Genomic DNA, 23,162 nt, shown 5'->3' with positions numbered 1-23,162 from the left:
AACCCAGTGCTAAAAATAGAATAGAATTGAATGAAAATTTCTATCTTTGCCGCCGTTGAGTTATTAACAAAACCAATGAGTTATCAACAGTTTTGCTAATGTCTGCCGTTTTTTATAGGTACAATCACCTATTATTTGTTACTTCGCAGCGAGAAAAACTGATTAATATGGGAAAAATTATTGCTTTAGCCAATCAAAAAGGTGGCGTAGGTAAAACTACCACAACGATTAACCTCGCAGCTTCTCTGGCAACGCTGGAGAAAAAAGTGCTGGTTATTGATGCAGACCCTCAGGCCAACGCATCATCAGGATTGGGTGTGAACATCAAAGAGGTAGAATGCTCTATCTATGAATGTATTATCAACGAAGCCGATATACGGGAAGCAATTTATACCACCGACATTGACGGACTCGACATTGTATCTTCACACATCGACCTGGTTGGCGCAGAAATAGAAATGTTGAACCTGGAAGACCGCGAGAAGATCATGAAAAAAGTATTAGCCCCCATGCGGGACGAATATGACTATATCCTGATAGACTGCTCCCCGTCATTAGGCTTGATAACGATCAATGCGCTGACAGCAGCCGATTCAGTAATTATCCCTGTTCAATGCGAATATTTTGCATTAGAGGGCATCAGCAAATTGCTGAATACCATTAAGATTATTAAATCGAAACTGAATCCTTCACTGGAAATAGAAGGCTTCCTGCTGACAATGTTCGATTCACGTCTGCGTCTGGCCAACCAGATTTATGATGAAGTGAAACGCCATTTTCAAGAATTGGTATTCAAGACAATTGTACAGCGTAACGTCAAACTGAGCGAAGCTCCCAGCCACGGCATTCCTGCAATATTGTATGATGCCGACTCTACCGGAGCCAAGAATCATTTGGCATTGGCACAAGAAATTATAACACGTAACAGTAAGTAAACAATGGCAGTACAGAAAAAATTTGCTTTAGGACGCGGGCTTGACGCACTGATCTCGACCGAAGAAGTAAAGACAGCCGGCTCATCTTCTATCAATGAGATAGAACTGAGCAAAATATCCGTCAACCCTAACCAACCGCGCCGTGAATTTGATCCGGTGGCGTTACAGGAGTTGGCTGACTCTATTGCCGAAATTGGTATCATCCAACCCATTACGTTGCGTCAACTGAGTGAAGACTCTTACCAGATCATAGCCGGAGAACGTCGTTACCGCGCCTCCATACAGGCAGGACTTAAATCTATTCCGGCATACATCCGCACAGCCGATGACGAGAATGTAATGGAAATGGCGTTGATTGAAAATATTCAGCGTGAAGATTTGAATTCATTGGAGATTGCACTGGCTTATCAACATTTATTGGAACAATATGCATTGACACAGGAACGGCTGAGCGAACGTGTCGGAAAAAAACGTACCACTATCGCCAATTATCTGCGTCTGCTGAAACTTCCGGCTCAGATTCAAGTAGCATTGAAAAACCGCGAAATAGACATGGGACACGCCCGTGCCTTATTGTCCTTAGATGATCCTAAGACCCAAATACGTATCTTTAATGAAATACAGTCACAAGGCTATTCTGTCCGCAAAGTGGAAGAAATTGTCAAGGCACTGAGCAGTGGCGAGACAGTGGACAGCGGTGGGAAGAAGATCAAACCAAAAGGTTCCAAACTATCCGAGGAATACACTTTGCTGCAAAGCCATCTCTGCGGATTCTTCGGTTCAAAAGTACAGCTTTCATGCACAGCCAAAGGAAAAGGCAAGATCAGTATTCCGTTCAACAACGAAGAGGACTTGGAACGAATCATGGAAATACTGGATTCACTGAAAAAGAAAGAATAAAGCGTTATTACTACATTGAAAAGAAAAACATCCACATATAAAGTGTTTACATTCATGCTTTTATGCCTTATGATGGCTGGAAGCCTGAATGTTCACGCCCAAAAGGCACGCAACCGCCGTATGGGTATAAAGGCAGATTCTATCATACAAGTCAAAGATTCACTTGTCATTGACAGCCTAAAATTGTTGGAAGAACGACAAAAGATAGAAAATATGGAAGCACCTGTTGATACTGCCGCTTTAGTCCGTAAAAATGATTCCATACAGAAAGCAATGGCTGCCGAAACAAAACCCCGATTTATTCCGAACTCCAACCGTGCCATCTGGCTGGCGTTGGTAATTCCCGGCGGAGGACAGATATACAACCGTAAATATTGGAAACTGCCGATAGTATATGGAGGATTTGTGGGATGTGCATATGCGCTGACCTGGAACAACAGAATGTACAAGGACTATTCGCAAGCCTATCTGGATATTATGGACGATGACCCTAATACCAAAAGCTACGAAGACTTCCTGCCTCATGGCGTGAGTGCGGAAGGTATGGAGGATACCTTTAAAAAACGAAAAGATTTTTATCGCCGATATCGGGATTTAAGCATATTCTGTTTTATCGGTGTATATATACTATCTGTCATAGACGCATACGTGGATGCTGAACTATCTGATTTTGATATATCCAAAGACTTAGGTCTTCAAATACAACCTGTTATTTTTAATGATGGCCGGAGCAGGATACCTAATACAATAGGCCTGCAATGCAGCTTCAAATTTTAATCGCATGAAAAACTTTTTAATTGGTTTATTTACATTTATAGGAACAACGGGAATCAACGCACAAACCCAAAGTATTACCGTTCACTCGCAAACTACAGGAAAAGAAGAAATTATTGATGTTCCTGAAAGTATGCAGTCAGAAATGGACAGTCTTTACTGGGACTGGCAATCTAAGAATTACATCACATTGGGAGAAAACTGCACAATGGCCTCTACCAACCCTGTTGTAAGTGATTCCATCTATATGGATCGTCTGTCACGTATCCCCTCTATCATAGAAATGCCTTACAACGAGGCTGTACGCAAATTCATTGATATGTATGCCGTCCGTCTGCGCAATAAAGTATCCTTTATGCTTGCGGCAACCAATTTTTATATGCCTATCTTTGAAGAAGCACTTGATTTATACGACCTTCCTCAAGAACTGAAATATCTGCCGGTTATAGAATCTGCCTTAAATCCTGTGGCAGTTTCCCGCCAGGGAGCTACCGGTTTGTGGCAGTTTATGCTGGGTACAGGAAAAATATACGGGCTGAAAAACAATAGTCTGATAGACGAAAGGCGGGACCCGGTCAAATCAACTTGGGCGGCGGCACGTTATCTGAAAGACTTATATGACATCTATCAAGACTGGAACCTGGTATTGGCAGCTTACAACTGCGGGCCAGGCACTATCAACAAAGCCATACGCCGTGCCGGAGGAGCCACAGATTATTGGACAATCTACAACTACCTGCCCAAAGAAACCCGTGGGTACGTTCCTGCTTTCATTGCAGCAAACTACATCATGACTTATTATTGCGAACATGACATCTGTCCCATGGAAACACAGCTCCCCAACGCTACAGACACCATTCACATAAACAAAGACCTCCACTTACAACAAGTGGCAGAAGTATGCAACATCAACCTCGACCAGCTTCGCAGCCTGAATCCCCAATACAAAAAGGATATTATTCCCGGTAACAGCGAGTTGTGTGTACTTCGTTTGCCCAATAACTTTGTCAGTACTTTCATTGACCGCCAAGACAGTGTATTCGCTTATAAACCCAATGAATATCTGACCAAAAGAAAAACGGTAGCTATCAAAGAAACAACCAGTAGCAGAAACCGCTCATCCAAGGGAACTCTTTATCATAAAATCAAACAAGGAGACACATTGGGAGGAATTGCCGCCAAATACCACGTATCCATCAGTCAATTACGTAATCTAAACGGTATAAAGGGCAATAATATCAGAGCCGGAAAAAGTTTGCGGATCAGATGATTGATAAAAAATACAGATTTAACACTATACATTTTCTGAAAATACTTGCTTGAATATGTTTTTTGTATATTTTTGCAGTATAGATTATAGGAGGCAAAGATATGACGGATGAAAAGCAGACTCAGGAACAGGCGGATGAGGAAATGATAAACCAAGGGTTTCAGGAACTTTTGGACAGTTATCTAGCGACCAAACACCGTAAAAAAGTAGAAATCATCACAAAGGCATTCAATTTTGCCAAACAAGCACACAAAGGAGTAAAACGACGCTCGGGTGAACCATACATCATGCATCCCATAGCCGTTGCTAAAATTGTATGTACCGAAATAGGACTGGGATCAACTTCCATTTGTTCGGCTTTACTGCATGATGTAGTTGAAGATACAGACTACACTGTGGAAGACATCGAAAATCTGTTTGGTCCTAAAATTGCACAGATTGTAGATGGCCTGACTAAAATATCCGGCGGTATATTCGGAGACCGGGCTTCCGCACAAGCCGAGAATTTCAAGAAATTGCTACTGACCATGAGTGATGATATCCGGGTTATCCTCATCAAAATAGCCGACCGTCTGCATAATATGCGTACGCTTGGCTCCATGCTTCCCAACAAGCAATACAAAATTGCCGGAGAAACCTTATACATCTATGCGCCATTGGCTAACCGCTTGGGGTTAAACAAAATAAAGACAGAACTGGAAGATCTCAGTTTCAAATATGAGCATCCGGAAGAATATGCACAGATAGAATCCAAGCTACAAGAAACACAAGCGGAACGCGAAGAAGTATTCCGTGAATTTACAGCACCTATCCGCGCACAACTGGACAAAATGGGTATCAGTTATCAATTGATAGCACGAGTAAAATCCCCTTATTCCATTTGGAATAAGATGCAGACCAAGCATATCACATTTGAAGAAATATATGATATCCTGGCTGTCCGTATCATTTTCTGTCCCAAAAATCCGGAAGAAGAACTTAATGAATGCTTTAACATATACGTATCCATATCTAAGATTTATAAACCGCACCCAGACCGCTTGCGCGACTGGGTAAGCCACCCTAAAGCCAACGGCTATCAGGCACTTCACGTAACCCTGATGAGTAACAAAGGCCAATGGATAGAAGTGCAGATACGCAGTGAGCGGATGAATGACGTAGCCGAACAAGGCTTTGCCGCACACTGGAAATATAAAGAAGGCGGAGGCAGTGAGGACGAGGGTGAACTGGAAAAATGGCTGCGTACCATCAAGGAGATTCTGGACGATCCGCAACCGGATGCCATGGACTTTCTGGATACCATCAAACTGAACCTGTTCGCTTCTGAAATATTTGTCTTCACTCCGAAAGGTGAAATCAAAACAATGCCGCAAAACTGTACGGCACTGGATTTTGCATTCTCCATCCATACATTCTTGGGCAGCCATTGCATCGGAGCTAAAGTCAACCACAAGCTGGTGCCCTTGAGCCACAAACTGCAAAGTGGCGACCAGGTGGAGATTCTTACTTCCAAATCACAGCATGTACAGCCTTCGTGGATAAACTTTGCCACCACCGCAAAGGCCAAAGCCAAGATTTTGGCCATACTGAAACGCGAACAGCGAGGCATGCAGCAGGCCGGTGAGGAAATGTTACGGGAATTCTTTTCCAGAGAAGGAGTAGAGTACACTCCCGAAAATATACGAAAGATCTGTAATCTGCATACCATCAAAACACAGGAAGAATTGTTTGCCGCCATCGGATTAAAAACAATCATTCTAGGAGAAAACGACAAGAACGAACTGAAAGACAAACCGACTTCCAGTAACTGGAAAAAGTATATCTCTTTCGCCTTCGGAGGCAGCAAGACAAACAAGGAAAAACCGACAGAAGAGAAGGAACCCTTACAAAAGATAGACAGCAAGAAAATATTGAAACTGACTCCCGAAGCTATCCAAAAGAACTATGTGATAGCTGAATGCTGCAAGCCTATTCCGGGAGATGACGTTTTGGGATATATAGGCGACAATAATCGTATCATCATCCACAAACGCCAATGCCCGTTGGCTACCAAACTGAAGAGCAGTTACGGCAACCGCCTGTTGGCTGTCCAATGGGAGACGGGAAAATCCTTGTACTTTCCTGTAAATATCTACATAAAAGGTATTGACCACATCGGTCTGTTAAATAAGGTAACAGAAGTCATTTCACAACAATTGAATGTAAATATCCACAAGTTGAATATTGAAAGTAACGACGGTATCTTTGAAGGAAGAATACAGCTATTTGTGCACGATGTGGATGATGTAAAATCCATCACTACCAATCTAAGAAAGATAGATGAGATAAAAACCGTCACCCGTATCGAGAAGTTCGAAGACCAGCCGAATTAGCCAATACCAATTTCACCGCAGACTACACTGATTGTTCATAACGATTATCCGCAACTCGTTTTTAATCCGTGCAATCTGTGGTGAATATTCTTAAGTCAGATAATCCAGTTCTTTACGCATACTAACCAATTCCTCACGTATCAGTTTCAATCTGTCCAAAATCTCCGCAGTACGGATAGTGGTTTCTCTGTTCATCTTCAGTTTCTGCTTGGCCCCCTGTAAAGTCATCCCTTTCTCTTTCACCAGATGATAGACCAGCCGGATATTCTCAATATCCTCTTTACGATACTGACGGACATTCCCTCCCGCCTTCTTGGGAGAAATAATAGGAAATTCCTTTTCCCAATAACGCAACAAGGATTCATTTACATCAAACATCTTTGCCACTTCCCCTATGGAATAGTAAAGTTTCAGTTCTTTATTAGGATTATAGGCCATGGTAAATTAAAATTGAGAATTAAAAATTCACGGCTAGTCAAATACCTTACCGTGGTTGGCTGCAATCTGTATCATCTTATCATAATCTTCCGCGCTCAAATCCATGAAATAATAATTCACAGGATTCTGCACTTTTCCTTTCACGTGCACTTCATAGTGCAAGTGAGGTCCGGTACTTTTACCTGTACTTCCCACAGCTCCAATCACTTCACCCCTGACCACCTTCTGTCCCGGTCTTACCTTGTAAGCACTCAGATGTGCATAGCGCGTAAGATAACCAAAGCCATGATTCACTTCGATGGTATTCCCATAACCTGTCTCCCATCCGGCCTTCACCACAACACCATCACCGGTGGCATACACCGGCGTGCCCGGACTAGCAGAAAAGTCCATCCCCGCATGAAACTTGGTTGTCTTATAAATAGGATCTATACGGACACCGTAACCGGAAGCCGTCTTCTTCAAATCCTTATTGGAAACAGGCTGGATGGCCGGAATACATTTCAGCATCTCGTCATGGCTCTTACACAAATCCACCACCTCGTCAAAAGACTTGGACTGGATATAAAGCTGCCGGTTCAACATATCCAGTTTCTGAGTGGTATTGATAACCAGATCGGCATTCGCCATATCCCGTAACTGTTCATAGCGGTTTGTCCCCCCATAACCGGCCTTACGGACAGCATCCGAAACAGGATCGGCCTGCAACACCACCCGATACAAATTATCATCACGCTGCTGGATATCCTGCATCACCCCCATAGCCTCATCCAGACGATGAGACAACACATTATACTGGGCCAGTAAGCGAGCATTCTCTATACGGAGCTCTTTCTCGGACGGAGAACCAAAGATCAATAATAAAATAATAAAACTGCCTGCCCCCAAGCCCATTCCTACAAACAAACGGCGCAAGATGCTTAAGGCGCGCTGCCTCACTGTGGGGTAAATGCGGTCATAAGTTCGGGTCTTAGGATTATAAATATAGTAGACTTTACGCATCTAATTCTGCTTTTTGAAGTTTTTAATGCACAACACATCAATATTTTGCACAATTCTTGTCGACAAAAATAATAAAACCAATTATCTTTGCAAATCCTTTTTGAGAATATTAACTAGAAGACAATATATTAAGCGACATGATGACAGCTAAAGAAATTAGAGATTCTTTCAAAAGCTTTTTCGAGTCGAAAGGACACCAGATTGTCCCATCGGCTCCGATGGTCATTAAAGATGACCCCACATTGATGTTCACCAATGCAGGAATGAACCAGTTCAAAGACATTATTCTGGGCAATCACCCGGCCAAATACAAAAGAGTTGCGGACTCACAAAAATGTTTGCGTGTAAGCGGCAAGCACAATGACCTGGAAGAAGTGGGACATGATACCTACCACCATACTATGTTCGAGATGCTGGGCAACTGGTCTTTCGGAGATTACTTCAAGAAAGAAGCTATCGGCTGGGCATGGGAATATCTGGTAGATGTACTGAAAATAGATCCGAAAGATCTGTATGCCACCGTATTCGAAGGAAGTCCCGAAGAAGGACTGGAACGGGACAATGAAGCCGCCTCTTACTGGGAACAGTTCCTGCCGAAAGACCATATCCTCAATGGCAACAAACATGACAATTTCTGGGAAATGGGTGATACAGGTCCCTGCGGCCCGTGTTCTGAAATCCATATCGACTCACGTTCGGAAGAAGAAAAAGCTCAAATCCCCGGCAACCAACTGGTAAATAAGGATCATCCGCAAGTAATCGAGATCTGGAATCTTGTATTCATGCAGTTCAACCGCAAAGCAGACGGTTCACTGGAAGGTCTTCCCGCCAAAGTAATCGATACCGGTATGGGATTCGAACGTTTGGTGCGCACACTGCAAGGCAAGACATCCAACTATGACACTGACGTGTTCCAACCGATGCTGAAAGCCATCGCCGAAATGGCAGGAACCACCTATGGCCAAGACAACCAGAAAGATATCGCCATGCGCGTTATAGCCGACCATATCCGTACCATCGCATTCTCAATCACCGACGGTCAGTTGCCCAGTAACGCAAAAGCCGGCTATGTAATCCGCCGTATCCTCCGCCGTGCCGTCCGTTACGGATATACTTTCCTGGGACAGAAACAAGCATTCATGTACAAGCTGCTGCCTGTATTAATTGAGAATATGGGCGAGGCCTATCCAGAGTTGAACGCACAAAAAATACTGATCGAGAAAGTGATCAAAGAAGAAGAAGAATCTTTCCTGCGCACACTGGAAACAGGTATCCGTCTGTTGGACAAGACTATGAACGATGCCAAAGCTGCCGGGAAAAAAGAGATCAGCGGTGTGGATGCCTTTACATTATATGACACTTTCGGTTTCCCCCTCGACCTGACAGAACTGATTCTCCGCGAAAACGGCATGACTGTAAACGAAGAAGAGTTCAACGCCGAAATGCAGAAACAAAAAGAACGCGCCCGTAACGCGGCAGCCGTTGAAACTGGCGACTGGATCACCATAAAGGAAGGTGACACCCACTTTGTAGGTTATGACTTTACCGAATATGAAACCAGCATCCTGCGCTATCGCCAGATCAAGCAGAAAAACCAGACACTGTATCAAATTGTACTGAGCGATACTCCTTTCTATGCCGAAAGTGGTGGTCAGGTAGGTGATACAGGGGTGATCGTAAGCGAATTCGAAACCATCGAAATCATTGATACCAAGAAGGAAAACAACCTTCCTATCCATATCACCAAAAAACTGCCCGAACACCTTGACGTTCCGATGATGGCTTGTGTAGATACAGAAAAACGTGCCGCCTGTGCCGCCAACCACTCTTGTACTCACTTGCTGGACGAAGCGTTGCGCCAGGTATTAGGAACTCACGTAGAACAAAAAGGTTCTTTGGTGACTCCTGAGTCATTACGTTTCGATTTCTCTCACTTCCAGAAAGTGACTGACGAGCAACTTCGTGAAGTGGAACATTTGGTAAATGCCAAAATCCGTGAGAATATCCCTTTGACGGAATACCGCAATCTTCCTATCGAAAAGGCAAAAGAACTGGGTGCCATTGCTTTGTTCGGTGAAAAATACGGTGATGAGGTACGTGTTGTCCAATTCGGCAACTCTATTGAATTCTGCGGAGGTACCCACGTTTCGGCTACAGGCAAGATCGGTATGGTTCGTATTATCAGCGAAAGCTCTGTTGCTGCCGGTGTGCGCCGTATCGAAGCTATCACGGGTGCCAAAGTAGAGGAATTGATGGATACGGTCCAGGATACGCTGAATGACTTGAAGGCATTGTTCAACAATGCTCCCGATCTGAAAGTCGCCATCCGCAAGTATATTGACGAAAATGCAGGATTGAAGAAGCAGGTGGAAGAGTTCATGAAAGAAAAGGGCGCCGCACTGAAAGCCAGACTGGTAGAGAATGCCAAAGAAATAAATGGTGTGAAAGTGGTGAAAGCCATCATTCCGATGTCTGCCGACGTAGTGAAAGATATTGCCTTCCAGCTGAAAGGTGAAATTCCTGCCAATTTGTTCGTTGTAATAGGCAGTGTGGACAATAACAAACCGATGCTGACTGTCATGATTAGCGAAGACCTGGTAAAAGCCGGACAGAATGCAGGCAAACTGGTCCGTGAAGCAGCCAAACTGATTCAAGGCGGCGGCGGTGGTCAGCCCCACTTCGCAACGGCAGGCGGTAAGAATCCTGACGGTTTGAATGCGGCTGTTGATAAAGTGATAGAGCTGGCTGCATTGTAATCTATTCGAATTTCGTCCATATTTCGTATATATCAAAACTCCGCCATTCTGGTCTGAAAGCCGGTGGCGGAGTTTTTTTCATCTGGTTCACTAAGCCTTTTCTCCTCTATGGATAAGGGAAACAGAAAAGAAGATTTCTATCTCCCAAGCCTTTGGAGTTATCTCCATAACCTTTGGAGTCAACTCCATAAGCTTGGGAGTTAACTCCAAAGGTTATGGAGATAGAACATAAACGTTCAAAAAAGCTTAGCCATAAGGAAAAAAAAACTAACTAAACGGCTGGAAGCATATAATCAGTCATTAACACCTCACTGACTGTCTGCTTATTCCGTCTGCTCCTTCGGCCAGTTCACTAGATACAGAATTTCCGTAGCACGGGTGAAAGCCGTATACAGCCAACGGAAATAATCCGGAGTCAGCATATTCTCCGTCATATAGCCCTGATCCAAAAAGACCCGTTTCCACTGGCCACCCTGCGCTTTGTGACAAGTAACGGCATACGCATATTTCACCTGTAAGGCATTGTAATGAGGATCGGCTTTCATTTTCTTCATCCGCTCACGTTTCACAGTTATATCAGCATAATCCTCCAATACCGAATAAAATAACTTGTCATTCAATTCTTTAGGCAATGCGGGTGTTTCAGTATGCAAGGTATCCAACAAAAGTTTCACCTCCAGTTCCATACCATCATAGTCGGGGAACACCAGCACCACATCGGCAAAACGAAAGCCGTATGCCTCACGCACCCGACGAACACGGCGAATTACAGCTATATCTCCATTGGCTATAAAATCAATCTCCTTACAGCCCTCCGTCCAAAAATAGTTATTCTTCGCCACCATCAGCAGGTCACCGCTGTTCAGTTCATCCTCCCGAAACAAAATCGTATTCCTGATTCCCTTATTATAAATATTCGCCCGTTTATTGGAACGGCAGACCACAATCGTTTCGTCCATACCTGCCTGACCGTAACAATCATTAATAACCTCAATCAGCTCACTACCAGAAACCATCCGAATATCCGGAAACCCTTCCACACGGACAGAAGGCAAAGTGAGAAAATCTTCCGCGGATATGTAGCGGCGCAATTCTGTCGCATTCCAAAGAATCCCCGAATCGTGCATCTGACGGACCACCTCAGTGAGCTGCGCCTCATATACTTCCATGCCATACCCGCGTAACTTATCGGCCGAAAGAGACGGACTCTCCTCTTCTCCTACCGGAGGAAGCTGCGCCGTATCCCCTATCAGCATCAAACGGCAACCTGTTCCGGCATATACATATTGAATCAAGTCGTCCAGCAAACGCCCTGTACCAAAGACTGCCCCCGCCAATCCGTCATTAGCGATCATCGACGCCTCATCCACAATAAACAAAGTATGCTGATGCAAGTTATCATCCAAAGAAAAGTTATCCAGGTCATTTGAAAAGTTGCGCTGGCGGTAAATCTTCTTATGAATAGTATAAGCCGGATGCTGTGCATAATGTGAAAAGACTTTAGCCGCCCTGCCCGTCGGAGCAAGTAGAACACACTTTTGCTGTAACTGGTCCAAGGTCTTCACCAATGCCCCGATAAGGGATGTTTTACCCGTACCGGCATATCCCTTTAAGAGAAAAACCGAGTCCGATTGGTGGGAAAAGAGAAAATCTGCTAAAAATTTAACAGCTTTTTCTTGTTCTAAAGTTGGTTTATATAGAAAATTTCCCTTAATTTGCTGCACTAAATAACTATTAATCATAATTGCGTAATAAAAAGTTCCTTGAACTGTGCGTTATTAGATTTATTTGTTTTATTTTTGCGATGCGAATATAAACTAAAAAAAACACATATTTATCATGAAAACAGTTATTAATATTGTATTGGCTGCTTGCGTTATCGGTTTGATATACGTTTGCTACGGCAGTATCATGGGACCGATTAACTTCGATGACGCTAAAAAAGCTAGAGAGAAACAAGTTATTGCACGCTTAATTGACATCCGTAAGGCACAGTTGGAATACCGCAACCTGCACAACGGACAATACACTGCAAGTTTCGACACCTTGATTGATTTCGTCAAAACTGCAAAACTTCCATTTGTAAAGAAAGAAGGAGTTTTGTCTGATACGCAACTGGAAGCTGGCATGACTGAAAAGAAAGCTATGGCAATCATCAACAAAGCCAAAAAAACTGGTAACTGGAAAGAAGTTGAAAAAGAAGGTTTAATGAACTTCAAACGTGATACTTTATGGGTTGCCGTAACAGATACAATCTATGCTCCGGGATTCAATGCAGACTCTTTAAGATATGTTCCTTTCGGAAATGGTGCACAGTTTGAAATGGTTATCCGTAACGATACAACAAAATCAGGTGCCCCTTTGCATTTATTCCAAGCTCAAACTCCGTATGAAACATATTTGGGTGGTTTGAATGCTCAAGAATTGGCTAACCTTAAAGACCTTCAAACCAAACTGGGCAAATATTGCGGTTTAAGAGTGGGTGATATCGAACAGCCTAACAATAACGCAGGTAACTGGGAATAAGAATGACTGAACGTATCGATTTTACAAAATCGGAACAATATACATTATCCATCCGCCTCAGTGCGGATGGATTTTCTTTTTCTATCTATAACCCACTGACAGATAATGATTTCTGCTTTGTTCCGTATCCTGTCAATACCGGATACTCTATGACGGCTAATCTAAAGGAAATGTTAACCGAGACAGAAACTCTAAGATATCCGTATAAACGGGTTAACATTCTGTATGACTCCCCCCGTTTCACACCTGTTCCTTTAGAATTATTCGAAGACGAACAAATGGATACTGTTTTCTATCATAATTTTCCTAAAGGAAATAACGAGATTGTACTTTGCAATGTTCTGGGAAGGAGTAATGTGGTAATACTTTTTGCTATAGACAAACATACCCATTTGTTACTGACTGAACATTTTCCTACAGCTCGTTACTTCTCCACCGCCAGCCCGCTGACTGAATATTTCGCCCGGAAAAGCCGGTTGGGCAACAGCCGGAAACTATACACACACATACGCGAGCAACAAATGGAAGTTTTTTGTTTTGATAAGGGCAACTTATTACTGATTAACTCATTTCCATGCAAACAAACCACAGACCGTGTGTATTACCTATTATATATATGGCAACAATTAAATTATAATCAGGAAAAAGACGAACTGCACTTGACAGGAAAATTAGAGGACAAAGAAGAATTATTGAAAGAATTGCGCAACTATCTGCGTCAGGTATTCGTCATCAACCCCAAAGCGGAATTCAACCGCTCCGAGATAAGTAAAATAGAAGAGATACCTTTTGACATGCAAACCTTATTATTATGCGAGTAATCAGCGGTATATACAAACGGCGCCGTTTCGACGTGCCTCATACATTCAAGGCACGTCCAACAACGGATTTTGCCAAAGAGAACCTTTTCAATGTATTAAGTAATAATTATTTTGACTTCGAGAACGGAGTTACAGCTTTGGACCTTTTTGCCGGTACGGGCAGCATCAGTATAGAACTGGTTTCACGCGGTTGTGACCGGGTTATCTCAGTGGAAAAAGATCCCCAGCATCTTTCTTTCATCTCGCAGGTGATGCGTGAAGTGAAGACTGACAAATGTTTTCCTATCCGTGCTGATGTCTTTAGATTTATAGACAAATGCAGCGAGCAGTTTGATTTCATCTTCGCCGATCCTCCATACGCCTTGAAAGATCTGGAAAGTATCCCCACCCGTATTTTCGAAAGCGGGATTTTAAAGGAAGACGGATTATTGGTATTGGAACATGGCAAAGAGAACCATTTCGAGGATAATCCCCATTTTATTGAGCGCCGTGTATATGGCAGTGTGAACTTCTCTTTCTTCAAAGCAATGGTGCCAGCAACCGAACAATAGATTCTTGTGCTTTTTGATACCAAGGACGCTTCATCCATGTTTTTCTCTGTAACAGGATAGCGTCCTTCTGGTCTTGCAGGAAAATACCCTTCAACATCAATGCTGAGGCCGGATCATACATAAAGGCATTCACCTCAAAATTATGCTCAAAGCTACGGAAGTCCATATTAGTAGAACCTACCGTAGAGAGAGTATCATCACTAACCATCAACTTGGAATGCAAAAAACCTTTCTGATAAAGGTAAATCCTGACACCCGCACGCATGATATCATCCAAATAAGATAACGAACCTAAATGTGTTATCCACGTATCGGCACGTGCCGGTATCATAATGCGAACATCCACACCTGCTAAAGCTGCCGTTTTCAATGCCATCAGAATAGGTTCGGTAGGCAACAGATAAGGGGTTTGTATATAAAAATATTTTCGGGAACTACTGATAGCTATCAGTAACCCTTGCATAATATCCCGCCATTCGCCTACAGGATCGGAAGTAACAATCTGTATCAGAGCCTTCCCAAAGATTCCAACTTCGGGGAAATAACGGGAGGAAGTGATAAGAGTACGGTCTACCACATACCAATCGGTCAAAAAAGCAGTCTGTAACCCATATACCGCTTTTCCTTCTATCTTAATGTGAGTATCCCGCCATATCCCCCATGGAAAGCCTTTCATATAGCGCAAAGCAATGTTCATTCCTCCCATATAAGCCACACGACCGTCAATTACCACTATTTTACGGTGATTACGATAATTTACCTTACTGGTAAATAAAGGGAAACGAACTTTCAAAAAACTACGTGCTTCAATACCTGCTCCCCGCATTTCATCAAAAAAAGCATGGGGAACTTTCCAACAGCCCACGTCATCGTATAGTAAACGCACTTCTACTCCCTGCCGCGCTTTATCTATCAACACATCGCGCAGCAGCCTGCCTGCCGGATCATCCTCAAAAATATAAAACTGTAAATGGATGTGGTGCTTTGCTTTACTGATTTCTTTCATCAATGAATACAGCATGGAATAACCATCCGTAAAAACTTCCGTCGCATTTCCTTCAAAGGGCAAAGCATTATTCACTTTCCGGAAAAAACGCATCAACTGGTACTGTTCATCAGGACACTTAAACGCCTTTTGCGCTTGGTATTCTGCCATAGGACGTTTTATAAGACGGGTGAACCCTTTCTTGCTGATCAATTTCTCCTTACGTGTGCTTCTGCCGAAAAAGAAATAGAATACAAGCCCCACAATGGGCAGGAAAAAGAGTACAAGTACCCATGCCATTGTTTTAACAGGATTACGATTATCAAGTATCACTATAAAGATAGTTCCGATGATAATCACAAAATAAAGCACGTTAAAAGCAACAGCAAAGATTTCATTAAAGATACTCCACTCTACCATATAATTCCAAGTAATTTACTTATAAGCAAACTTATAAAAAAAATCCCAACCTATAACAATATAGATTGGGAAAAGATTAAGATATAGTTTCATTTAAAAAGGACGCCGGCCATGTCTTCCTGGACCGGGACCAAAACCGGGACCACCGAATCCCCTATGGCTATTCATCATCTTGTCACGAGCGGCTTTACTTCCAAAAATATTCAGACGATAGATAAAATGCACCATACAGTAACTATTGATACTGTTGTATTCGGTAACCGAACGTACATCTGCAGTCAAAGAACGGCTGATATTACTCTGTTGTTTTAAAATGTCATACATTTCAAAACTAACAGTTGCTGCTCCCTTCAATAAACTTTGTGCTATTTGGGCATTCCAAATCAGTTCATTATTGTTCAAACTGGCATCATCATATCCTCTACGGGACTGGTTGGTGATATTAGTAGACAATGTCATCTGCCATGGTAGAGTGACATTGGTACTCGCTCCATATGAGAATGTATAAGGATTTTGGTTCTTTTCAGGACGCAGCTTGCTACGTTCCGCTGTATATTCAATAGAACCATTCAATGAAAATTCAAACCAGTCATTCCGATAGGACCCATTCAGATTCTCCGCCAAAGTCAAGCCGGTAGTCGTATTCTTATCATCATGCAATGTTTCCTTATTGTATAAGAACGCTACTTGATTCCGGTAGTTAACACGAGAAAAAGAATTTATAGTAAACTTTTTATTCTTCAAAGCCGAATTAAAACCGAACATACCAAACGCATTCCAGTTTCCATTGATATTCTGAGGAGTTGAAGTAGTACCACCCGTATTCTCATCATATATCGTACTATTACTGATACTATTCTGAGTAGCAGTGAAATTTACATGGGTCATTATCCCACGCTGCTTCTCGGCATTATAAGTGTTATAAAACAAACGCATGGTATGGGCAAACGAAGGCTTCAAACCAGGATTACCCACACGGATATTCAACGGATTGGAATTATCGACAATCGGCAGCAGGTTTTCCATACTAGGCTGACTACTACGCCCACGATAAGTGATACGCAGCTGACTTACCTTAGAGAAGCGATAACGAAAATCCAGATTCGGAGCAAAATTGAATACCGTTCTTGTGGTATCAGTCATGTAATCTCCCTTCTTATAGGACAATTTCGTATTTTGAGGCTGTAAGGACATGCCGGCACTCAACTGATATTTCTCCCGGATAAATCGTAGTCCTAAAGAGATATCATGATTAAAGTATTTATATTCAGCATCCTTACTCAAGCTATCTACATAAGCAGTTTCATAGTCTTCGGGTAATCCGTCATTTATATTCCAAGGATACCCCAAATCATATGTCGATTTATCACTCTTGCTATTCTTATATTGGAATCTATAACTAAATTGCAGGAAAGTAGCCCGTGCTATAGGTTCGCTATAAGTAAATTGTGCTGTATAATTATAATTTTTAGTAGGCATCGTAATGTATTGATTACGATATTCAATGGAGTCCCCTCCTAAATAATTCTTTATCTGATAATAACGAGTTTCCGATTGAGCATACTGATCGCTGTCATCATCTCCATATCCAAACGAACCACGGAATGTAATATTACGTCCTTTATCATTCAGTTTCCGATTCAGCTGTAAAGTTGCATTAGCCGACAAACTATTTGATTTTGACAAATTGTGTTCATTGGTAGCATTAATACGAGTATCCCTTAACGGGTCATCGGTACCTATATTGTTAAAGTTCAGATAATCATTGGGATTTACCACATATTGGTAAGGGTCCTCATTAAAAGTTCCTGATTCTGTTGCCGAAGTCCCTTTTGTTTTATTATAAGAAACATTCGGCCGAAAAATAATATTGGTCATTGAATCGGGACGCCATTCCATACGAAAATCCGCATTGAAATCAGTCACTTTATTACGATCGGCTTTGTTTGAATTGGAATAAGAATCCCCCGACTGCAAAAAACGCTGTGAAGATCCTACTGTTACTACATCCGCATCACGATAGTTGTAACGCATGCTACCTCCCACTTCCATTTTTTCTGTTTCTGTAGCAAAATTCGCTCCTAGCATTTTAGTTGCGTTCAATCCATTGTTACGCCTCCAACGAGGTCCTCCTCCCGAAAATCCCTGATCATTCACATTATTGGCGGAACCAATAATAGAGAATTGAGTTTTATCATAAAAACGGTTTATCATAGCTCTTCCCGCATAACGGTCTTCCGTACCGGCCGCCAAATCCACATTTCCAAACCAACCCTGATTCATCCCCTTCTTTACCGTCAAATCGAGCACTGTTTCCTCCTCACCATCATCAATACCCGTAATGCGTGCCAAATCGGACTTCTTATCATATGTTTTCAGTTTTTCCACCATATCGACTGGCAGATTCTTCAAACCGGTCTTCACATCGCCACCAAAAAACTCTTTGCCGTCTACCATAATCTTTTTTACTTCCTTACCATTGATTTTGATATTACCATCGTCATCTATTTCTGCTCCCGGAAGTTTTTTCACCAACTCTTCCAACATTGCCCCCTCAGGAGTACGATAAGCAGAAGCATTATAACCAATAGTATCTTCTGAAATGGTTACTTGCGGAGCCTCGGCTACAATAACTGCCTCACCCAACATGATAGCATCGGTAGGTAAAGTGACCGTTCCAATATTAACGCTCGGTTTACCAGCTGTCAGCTGCAAAGATTTTTCCTGAGTAAGATAACCTACAAATGAAATTTTAAGTACATATTTTCCCGGACGGGCGGCAATAGAGAATACTCCGTTGTTATTGGTAACATTTCCTACCACCATTGTACTATCGGGTAGAGAAAGTAATTGTACGGTAGCTTGTCCAACCGGGCTTTTATCATCACCATCAATCACAGATCCCGTCACGGTTATGCGCTTGCCACTTTGCGCCCAAGAGAGAGTTGCACAGGTACATACCAGTAACAACAATAATATTAACTTCTTCATTTTTTTCCTTGAAATTTTAATGCCTAATGTCCTTTGGACACTCTTGTCAACAAAAGGTTTAACGGAAAAATGTATTTATTTCTTAAATAATCGGTCAACCCGGCTTTTTTGTACGCCAAATTCCAGACAAATAACATTAAAAGCCATATAAACTATAGCAATGGAATTATCCGCTTCTTCCAGATTTCCATTATATACTCCTCTGACCAACATTACAATATAATAAATGCCCAGCAAATAAATAGCATAACAAATAGCCTTGACACGTATTCGGGAAATCTTCTCATTCTCATCCTTCACTTTTGCCAAGAAGATCATAAACAGAGAAAACCAGATAAGTAACTTGATAGAAGCCTTTGTAAACAACAAGTTACTATCATTTATCATGCCAAACATAAACATGAGCAACGGTACGAAAACAGACAACAACAGAACAACATATCCCATCGTCCTACAATAAACCGGTAAAATTCCTTTCATTATTTTATATTTTAACGTACAAAAGTAATTATTTGTAAGCAAAGAACGGTCATCTTTTTGCTTTTTTACCTAAATTTGCAGGCAAATAATAGAAAATATGAGTAAACAAGAAGTTATTATCTGCCATAACTTAGAAGAAAATCTCAATAAGGCAATAACCCAATGCCCACATGACAAATTATTTGTCTTGGCTGATGAACATACGCGTAAACTTTGCATTCCTGTTTTATCTGGATTTGATTGTATTAAAAATGCCCATTTTATTTATATAGGGGCCGAAGATGTGCACAAAAACTTGGAAACATTGGCATATGTATGGAAAGAGTTGGGAGATAAAGGCGCAAGCCGTCATTCGTTACTTATCAATTTAGGTGGAGGGATGGTTACAGATTTAGGAGGATTCGCCGCATCAACTTTCAAACGAGGGATCAAATATATCAATATTCCTACCACGCTACTGGCTATGGTTGATGCATCTGTAGGAGGCAAGACCGGAATCAATTTCAACAGATTAAAGAATGAGATCGGAGTCTTCTCCCCTGCCGAAAGTGTATTGATTGACGCTGATTTTCTAAAATCACTGGATCTTCGAAATCTATTGTCCGGATACGCTGAAATGTTGAAACATGGTCTTATCAGCACCCATGATCATTGGATAGAATTGCTGAGATTTGACTTCAACAATATAGATTACAAGGTCTTACAGACTTTAGTCGGAAAATCTGTACAGATTAAAGAAAATATAGTGGAACAGGACCCTTTTGAAAGAGGAATCCGCAAAGCTTTAAATCTGGGACACACCGTAGGGCATGCTTTCGAAAGTCTGGCATTAGAGACACAGCATCCTATATTACATGGTTACGCTGTGGCATGGGGGATAGTTTGTGAACTTTATTTCTCCCACATCAAAACAGGTTTTCCCAAAGACAAGCTACGTCAAACCATCTTGTTCATCAAAGAACATTATGGAGTTATGCCTTTTGATTGCAAACAATATGAACACCTCTATGAATTCATGAAACATGATAAGAAGAACTCAGCAGGCATCATTAATTTCACCCTATTAACTGAAATAGGAGATATACAGATTAACCAATCGGCAAGTAAAGACGAAATTTTTGAAATGCTGGATTTTTATCGTGAATCCATGGGTTGCTGATCCCCCTTTAAACAGATGGAAAGATTGTACAATCTTTCCATCTGTCCGATACAATAAAAAACATCTTTTATTTATCCCCAATTATGCTCAGGCAAACTTTTAACAATCAAGAAATTAGAGTATTTATGATATATTAGTTAAAAAACCAAGCTTATCATTTAAAAAAGACAAATACAAAGTGCTTTTTTTCCGTAAAATTGTTCCTAAATACCATTGATCAACTTTTCAATGCTTCAGAAATCCTATTTTTGCACTATAATTGGTTGGTATAAATGTTATATAAGGAATTTGAAAAGAATAGAGAAGATATATTAGAGAATGAATTTTGCATGCAATCTGATGCATCAACATTGCCCATTACAGATTGCCCCTCTTATACCCCTATATGTACTATTGGAATCTGTATACAAGGAAATGCTAAAATAAGAATGGATTCTCAAGAATATACTATACATCCACATGATGTTTTTGTCTTTATGCCGGGATTGCTAGTCTCAGTCATAGAGACAAGTACTAATTTCACAACAAACTATTTTACACTTTCAAACACATTTTTCTATGATGTAATAAAAACTATCAGAAGTTTTTCTCCTCAATTTTTCTCTTACATGAAATCTCGTTTCCTTTATCCCTTGCCGGAACAAGAGATGCAGTATTTCATGAATTATTATGCATTACTGAAGAGTCGGAGCAAACTTCCCAAAAGTTTTTCCAGAGAAGCAATTATAGCTCTGCTAAGAATTATATTCCTAGATTTATATAATGACTTTGAAAATTATATCAATCATAGAAATAATACAAGTACAACACGTAAAGAAGATTTAACACATAGATTCTACACGCTAATGATGGATAACTACAGAGAACATAAAGAGGTTATCTTTTATGCCGACAAACTTCATGTTTCTTCCAAATATTTGTCTGAAGTAGTTAAAGAAACCAGTGGAAAATCTCCTAAGGACTGGATTATAGATTATTCATTACTGGAGATAAAAGAATTATTGAAAAACAGTTCTCTTAATATTCAGGAAATAACAATCAGAACTAAGTTCCTGAACCAGTCTGCTTTAGGTCGTTTTTTTAAAAGACACACCAATATGTCTCCCTCTGAATATAGGGAATCGACTTATTAGTTTTATCAATACCTTGCATAAAAAGATGTACTTTTAATGTAAAAAAGTACAGAGAATATTTGCAAATACAAAAAAGCCGTACCTTTGCATCCGCAATTCGGGATGTAGCCCAGCCCGGTTAGAGTACGCGTCTGGGGAAATTGAATAAGATTACCGATAATAAAATTACAATAATATATAAATCAAGGAGTTAAATAAATACTTAACTCCCTATTTTTTACCTGCGGATACCTTACGAATAAGGTTTTCGGGAAACTTGGCTTATTTTATCCGACTATTGCCTTTTATTATGCGGATTTTGCATTATTGCATTGAAGAATTTTCCAAATACATTAAATAAGTGGTAAAGCAAATAATCACCTCCTCTCTGCTTATTGTTCAGTCACCACAAAAGGCTCTTCTTTTAAGGCTGAAATAGCATAGCAGCAGTACACCCTAAATTCGCAGACTCACGATATAATCTTATCGCCTCGTCTTTGTCTTTAGACACTCCCCATAAACCGTTTTCATGAGCCTTACCTAACAAATACATTGCATAGGGAATTTCCAATTGGCTCATAAACACCAACAGACTAACACCTCTATATTCATTTAGAGGTGTTCCTCCAATACCACCATATAAGAATAAATTTATAGCTTCCCACTATACAATTTCATCACTGGGGTTTGTCATTGACGCACACACAAAGAGTTCGGCAGCTTTTAAAGGGTCTGGCTTCAAATCCCATGCTCCTACTTTATACAGATATCCACTTATCATTTGTGACTCAGAATGCCCCAAATCTGTAGCCTGTTGAAAATAAAAGAGTACTCTTCGGGTATCTTGAGGAATTTTTGTGCCATTCATGTACTACTTTCCTAACTCAAATGCAGCATCCTTATCCGTATTAGCCTGTTTCATTAACGACAAAAGATATTCAGAATCTAATGCCTGTACTTCCTTGTTTTCCATAATCTCATTTTTTAATATTATAACTTACTTATGTATATCACTAACTATTTTACAATAACACGCTGATATACAATTAGGAGCATCACGTATAAGATAACTATTCCAACACAAATACAATTGATTTCTCATACCAAACTTTTTATAAGTTGCATGAATATAACGAAGAATTTATGACCGAGATTTAAATATTTGTGCTAATTTTTATTGAATTACTGATTTTCAATCTATTAAACAAGTATTTTCGAGTACAAAGGAACTCTTTTTTACACTCTTAGAGGAGCAAACAATAAGGGTGGAGCAGCTTGCCCCACCTTATCTTAAATACCCCGTTAAAAACTTTATTTCTATAATATCATACCAAGAACTGTTTTCAAAACACGGCAGCTATTTTCTTTATATTGTTTAGCTTTTCACGCAAGGAGTTATTCTTTCGTGCTACCTGTATATTATAATCCGTTTGCATTCTTACAAGCAAATCGGCATTGACACCCAAAGCCGCCTCTAAAAACAAGGCAAATTCGGTAGTTATCGGACGTTTTGCATTTAATGTTTCATTTAAGGCAGAATAAGACAAGCCAAATCTCTTTGCAAAGTCTTTTTGCCTTATGCCTCTACATTCCAATTCTTCCTTTATCAATTCACCCGGATGATAGGGACGGAATGACTGCAAATTATTTGTTGCTATACCCATAGTTCC

20 protein-coding genes are annotated in these 23,162 nt (G+C 40.9%); 11 read left to right on the top strand and 9 right to left on the bottom strand.

Annotated features, from left to right (window positions below; genetic code table 11):
• Positions 1 to 167 precede the first annotated feature (167 nt).
• From AB5935_RS03190 to AB5935_RS03170, 5 genes are all read left to right on the top strand, one after another.
• A complete protein-coding gene (locus tag AB5935_RS03190; protein ID WP_007840682.1) occupies positions 168 to 935 on the top strand; it encodes a ParA family protein in 768 nt (255 codons plus the stop codon).
• A gap of 3 nt (positions 936 to 938) precedes the next feature.
• Positions 939 to 1,835 (top strand): ParB/RepB/Spo0J family partition protein, encoded by an 897-nt coding sequence (locus AB5935_RS03185; RefSeq protein ID WP_005845804.1) that lies wholly within the window; start codon positions 939 to 941, stop codon positions 1,833 to 1,835.
• 15 nt (positions 1,836 to 1,850) lie between these two features.
• Positions 1,851 to 2,612, top strand: coding sequence for a DUF5683 domain-containing protein (locus AB5935_RS03180; protein WP_008674882.1), 762 nt, complete (start codon positions 1,851 to 1,853; stop codon positions 2,610 to 2,612).
• Between the two features lie 4 nt (positions 2,613 to 2,616).
• Complete coding sequence (locus tag AB5935_RS03175) at positions 2,617 to 3,879, top strand: lytic transglycosylase domain-containing protein (RefSeq protein WP_007836276.1); 1,263 nt, start codon at positions 2,617 to 2,619, stop codon at positions 3,877 to 3,879.
• 101 nt (positions 3,880 to 3,980) lie between these two features.
• Positions 3,981 to 6,251, top strand: a complete 2,271-nt coding sequence (locus tag AB5935_RS03170) for a RelA/SpoT family protein (protein WP_007836277.1) — start codon at positions 3,981 to 3,983, stop codon at positions 6,249 to 6,251.
• Between the two features lie 90 nt (positions 6,252 to 6,341).
• On the opposite strand, the gene AB5935_RS03165 is transcribed toward AB5935_RS03170, so the two are convergent.
• Together AB5935_RS03165 and AB5935_RS03160 are read right to left on the bottom strand one after the other, a co-directional pair.
• Complete coding sequence (locus AB5935_RS03165) at positions 6,342 to 6,689, bottom strand: MerR family transcriptional regulator (protein ID WP_007836278.1); 348 nt, start codon at positions 6,687 to 6,689, stop codon at positions 6,342 to 6,344.
• 33 nt (positions 6,690 to 6,722) lie between these two features.
• Positions 6,723 to 7,691 carry a M23 family metallopeptidase gene (locus AB5935_RS03160; protein WP_007840678.1) on the bottom strand — a complete coding sequence of 323 codons (969 nt, stop codon included), beginning with the start codon at positions 7,689 to 7,691 and terminating at the stop codon, positions 6,723 to 6,725.
• A 137-nt stretch (positions 7,692 to 7,828) separates the two neighbouring features.
• Here AB5935_RS03160 and alaS point away from each other — a divergent pair, with 137 nt between their 5' ends.
• Positions 7,829 to 10,447: an alanine--tRNA ligase gene (gene alaS, locus AB5935_RS03155; RefSeq protein WP_007836280.1), complete on the top strand. Its 2,619-nt coding sequence runs from the start codon at positions 7,829 to 7,831 to the stop codon at positions 10,445 to 10,447.
• 323 nt (positions 10,448 to 10,770) lie between these two features.
• Here the strand turns inward: alaS and AB5935_RS03150 are convergent, their stop codons facing one another.
• Positions 10,771 to 12,189, bottom strand: a complete 1,419-nt coding sequence (locus AB5935_RS03150; protein WP_038610971.1) for an ATP-dependent RecD-like DNA helicase — start codon at positions 12,187 to 12,189, stop codon at positions 10,771 to 10,773.
• Positions 12,190 to 12,286: 97 nt separating this feature from the next.
• Here AB5935_RS03150 and AB5935_RS03145 point away from each other — a divergent pair, with 97 nt between their 5' ends.
• The 3 genes from AB5935_RS03145 to AB5935_RS03135 are packed head-to-tail and all read left to right on the top strand — an operon-like array spanning position 12,287 to position 14,345.
• Positions 12,287 to 12,973 (top strand): hypothetical protein, encoded by a 687-nt coding sequence (locus tag AB5935_RS03145; protein WP_008656262.1) that lies wholly within the window; start codon positions 12,287 to 12,289, stop codon positions 12,971 to 12,973.
• Between the two features lie 2 nt (positions 12,974 to 12,975).
• Entirely contained in the window at positions 12,976 to 13,794 is an 819-nt protein-coding gene (locus AB5935_RS03140) for a DUF3822 family protein (protein WP_007836286.1), read from the top strand.
• Positions 13,785 to 14,345: an RsmD family RNA methyltransferase gene (locus AB5935_RS03135; protein WP_007836288.1), complete on the top strand. Its 561-nt coding sequence runs from the start codon at positions 13,785 to 13,787 to the stop codon at positions 14,343 to 14,345. Before AB5935_RS03140 ends, AB5935_RS03135 begins: the two co-directional genes overlap by 10 nt.
• Here the strand turns inward: AB5935_RS03135 and cls are convergent.
• From cls to AB5935_RS03120, 3 genes are all read right to left on the bottom strand, one after another.
• A complete protein-coding gene (cls, locus tag AB5935_RS03130) occupies positions 14,314 to 15,750 on the bottom strand; it encodes a cardiolipin synthase (RefSeq protein ID WP_007836290.1) in 1,437 nt (478 codons plus the stop codon). The genes AB5935_RS03135 and cls overlap by 32 nt on opposite strands.
• Before the next feature lie 93 nt (positions 15,751 to 15,843).
• On the bottom strand, positions 15,844 to 18,741 hold the full coding sequence (locus AB5935_RS03125; RefSeq protein WP_007836292.1) for a TonB-dependent receptor: 2,898 nt from the start codon (positions 18,739 to 18,741) through the stop codon (positions 15,844 to 15,846).
• A gap of 75 nt (positions 18,742 to 18,816) precedes the next feature.
• Complete coding sequence (locus AB5935_RS03120) at positions 18,817 to 19,221, bottom strand: hypothetical protein (RefSeq protein ID WP_007845871.1); 405 nt, start codon at positions 19,219 to 19,221, stop codon at positions 18,817 to 18,819.
• 97 nt (positions 19,222 to 19,318) lie between these two features.
• Here AB5935_RS03120 and aroB point away from each other — a divergent pair, with 97 nt between their 5' ends.
• Entirely contained in the window at positions 19,319 to 20,380 is a 1,062-nt protein-coding gene (gene aroB / locus AB5935_RS03115; RefSeq protein WP_038610975.1) for a 3-dehydroquinate synthase, read from the top strand.
• A gap of 272 nt (positions 20,381 to 20,652) precedes the next feature.
• A complete protein-coding gene (locus AB5935_RS03110; RefSeq protein ID WP_038610978.1) occupies positions 20,653 to 21,513 on the top strand; it encodes an AraC family transcriptional regulator in 861 nt (286 codons plus the stop codon).
• A gap of 403 nt (positions 21,514 to 21,916) precedes the next feature.
• On the opposite strand, the gene AB5935_RS03105 is transcribed toward AB5935_RS03110, so the two are convergent.
• From AB5935_RS03105 to AB5935_RS03095, 3 genes are all read right to left on the bottom strand, one after another.
• Positions 21,917 to 22,045, bottom strand: coding sequence for an SEL1-like repeat protein (locus AB5935_RS03105; RefSeq protein ID WP_227191478.1), 129 nt, complete (start codon positions 22,043 to 22,045; stop codon positions 21,917 to 21,919).
• Positions 22,046 to 22,156: 111 nt separating this feature from the next.
• Positions 22,157 to 22,360 (bottom strand): hypothetical protein, encoded by a 204-nt coding sequence (locus AB5935_RS03100; protein WP_007836306.1) that lies wholly within the window; start codon positions 22,358 to 22,360, stop codon positions 22,157 to 22,159.
• Between the two features lie 475 nt (positions 22,361 to 22,835).
• Positions 22,836 to 23,156: a HigA family addiction module antitoxin gene (locus tag AB5935_RS03095; RefSeq protein ID WP_007836307.1), complete on the bottom strand. Its 321-nt coding sequence runs from the start codon at positions 23,154 to 23,156 to the stop codon at positions 22,836 to 22,838.
• Positions 23,157 to 23,162 lie beyond the last annotated feature (6 nt).

It is taken from the genome of Phocaeicola sp. RTP21198st1_B8_RTP21198_201120 (assembly GCF_040929485.1).
GTDB classification, from domain to species: Bacteria; Bacteroidota; Bacteroidia; order Bacteroidales; family Bacteroidaceae; genus Phocaeicola; species Phocaeicola dorei.
The sequence above is the reverse complement of the archived record's forward strand: the minus strand, read 5'-3'. Positions and strand labels throughout refer to the sequence as shown.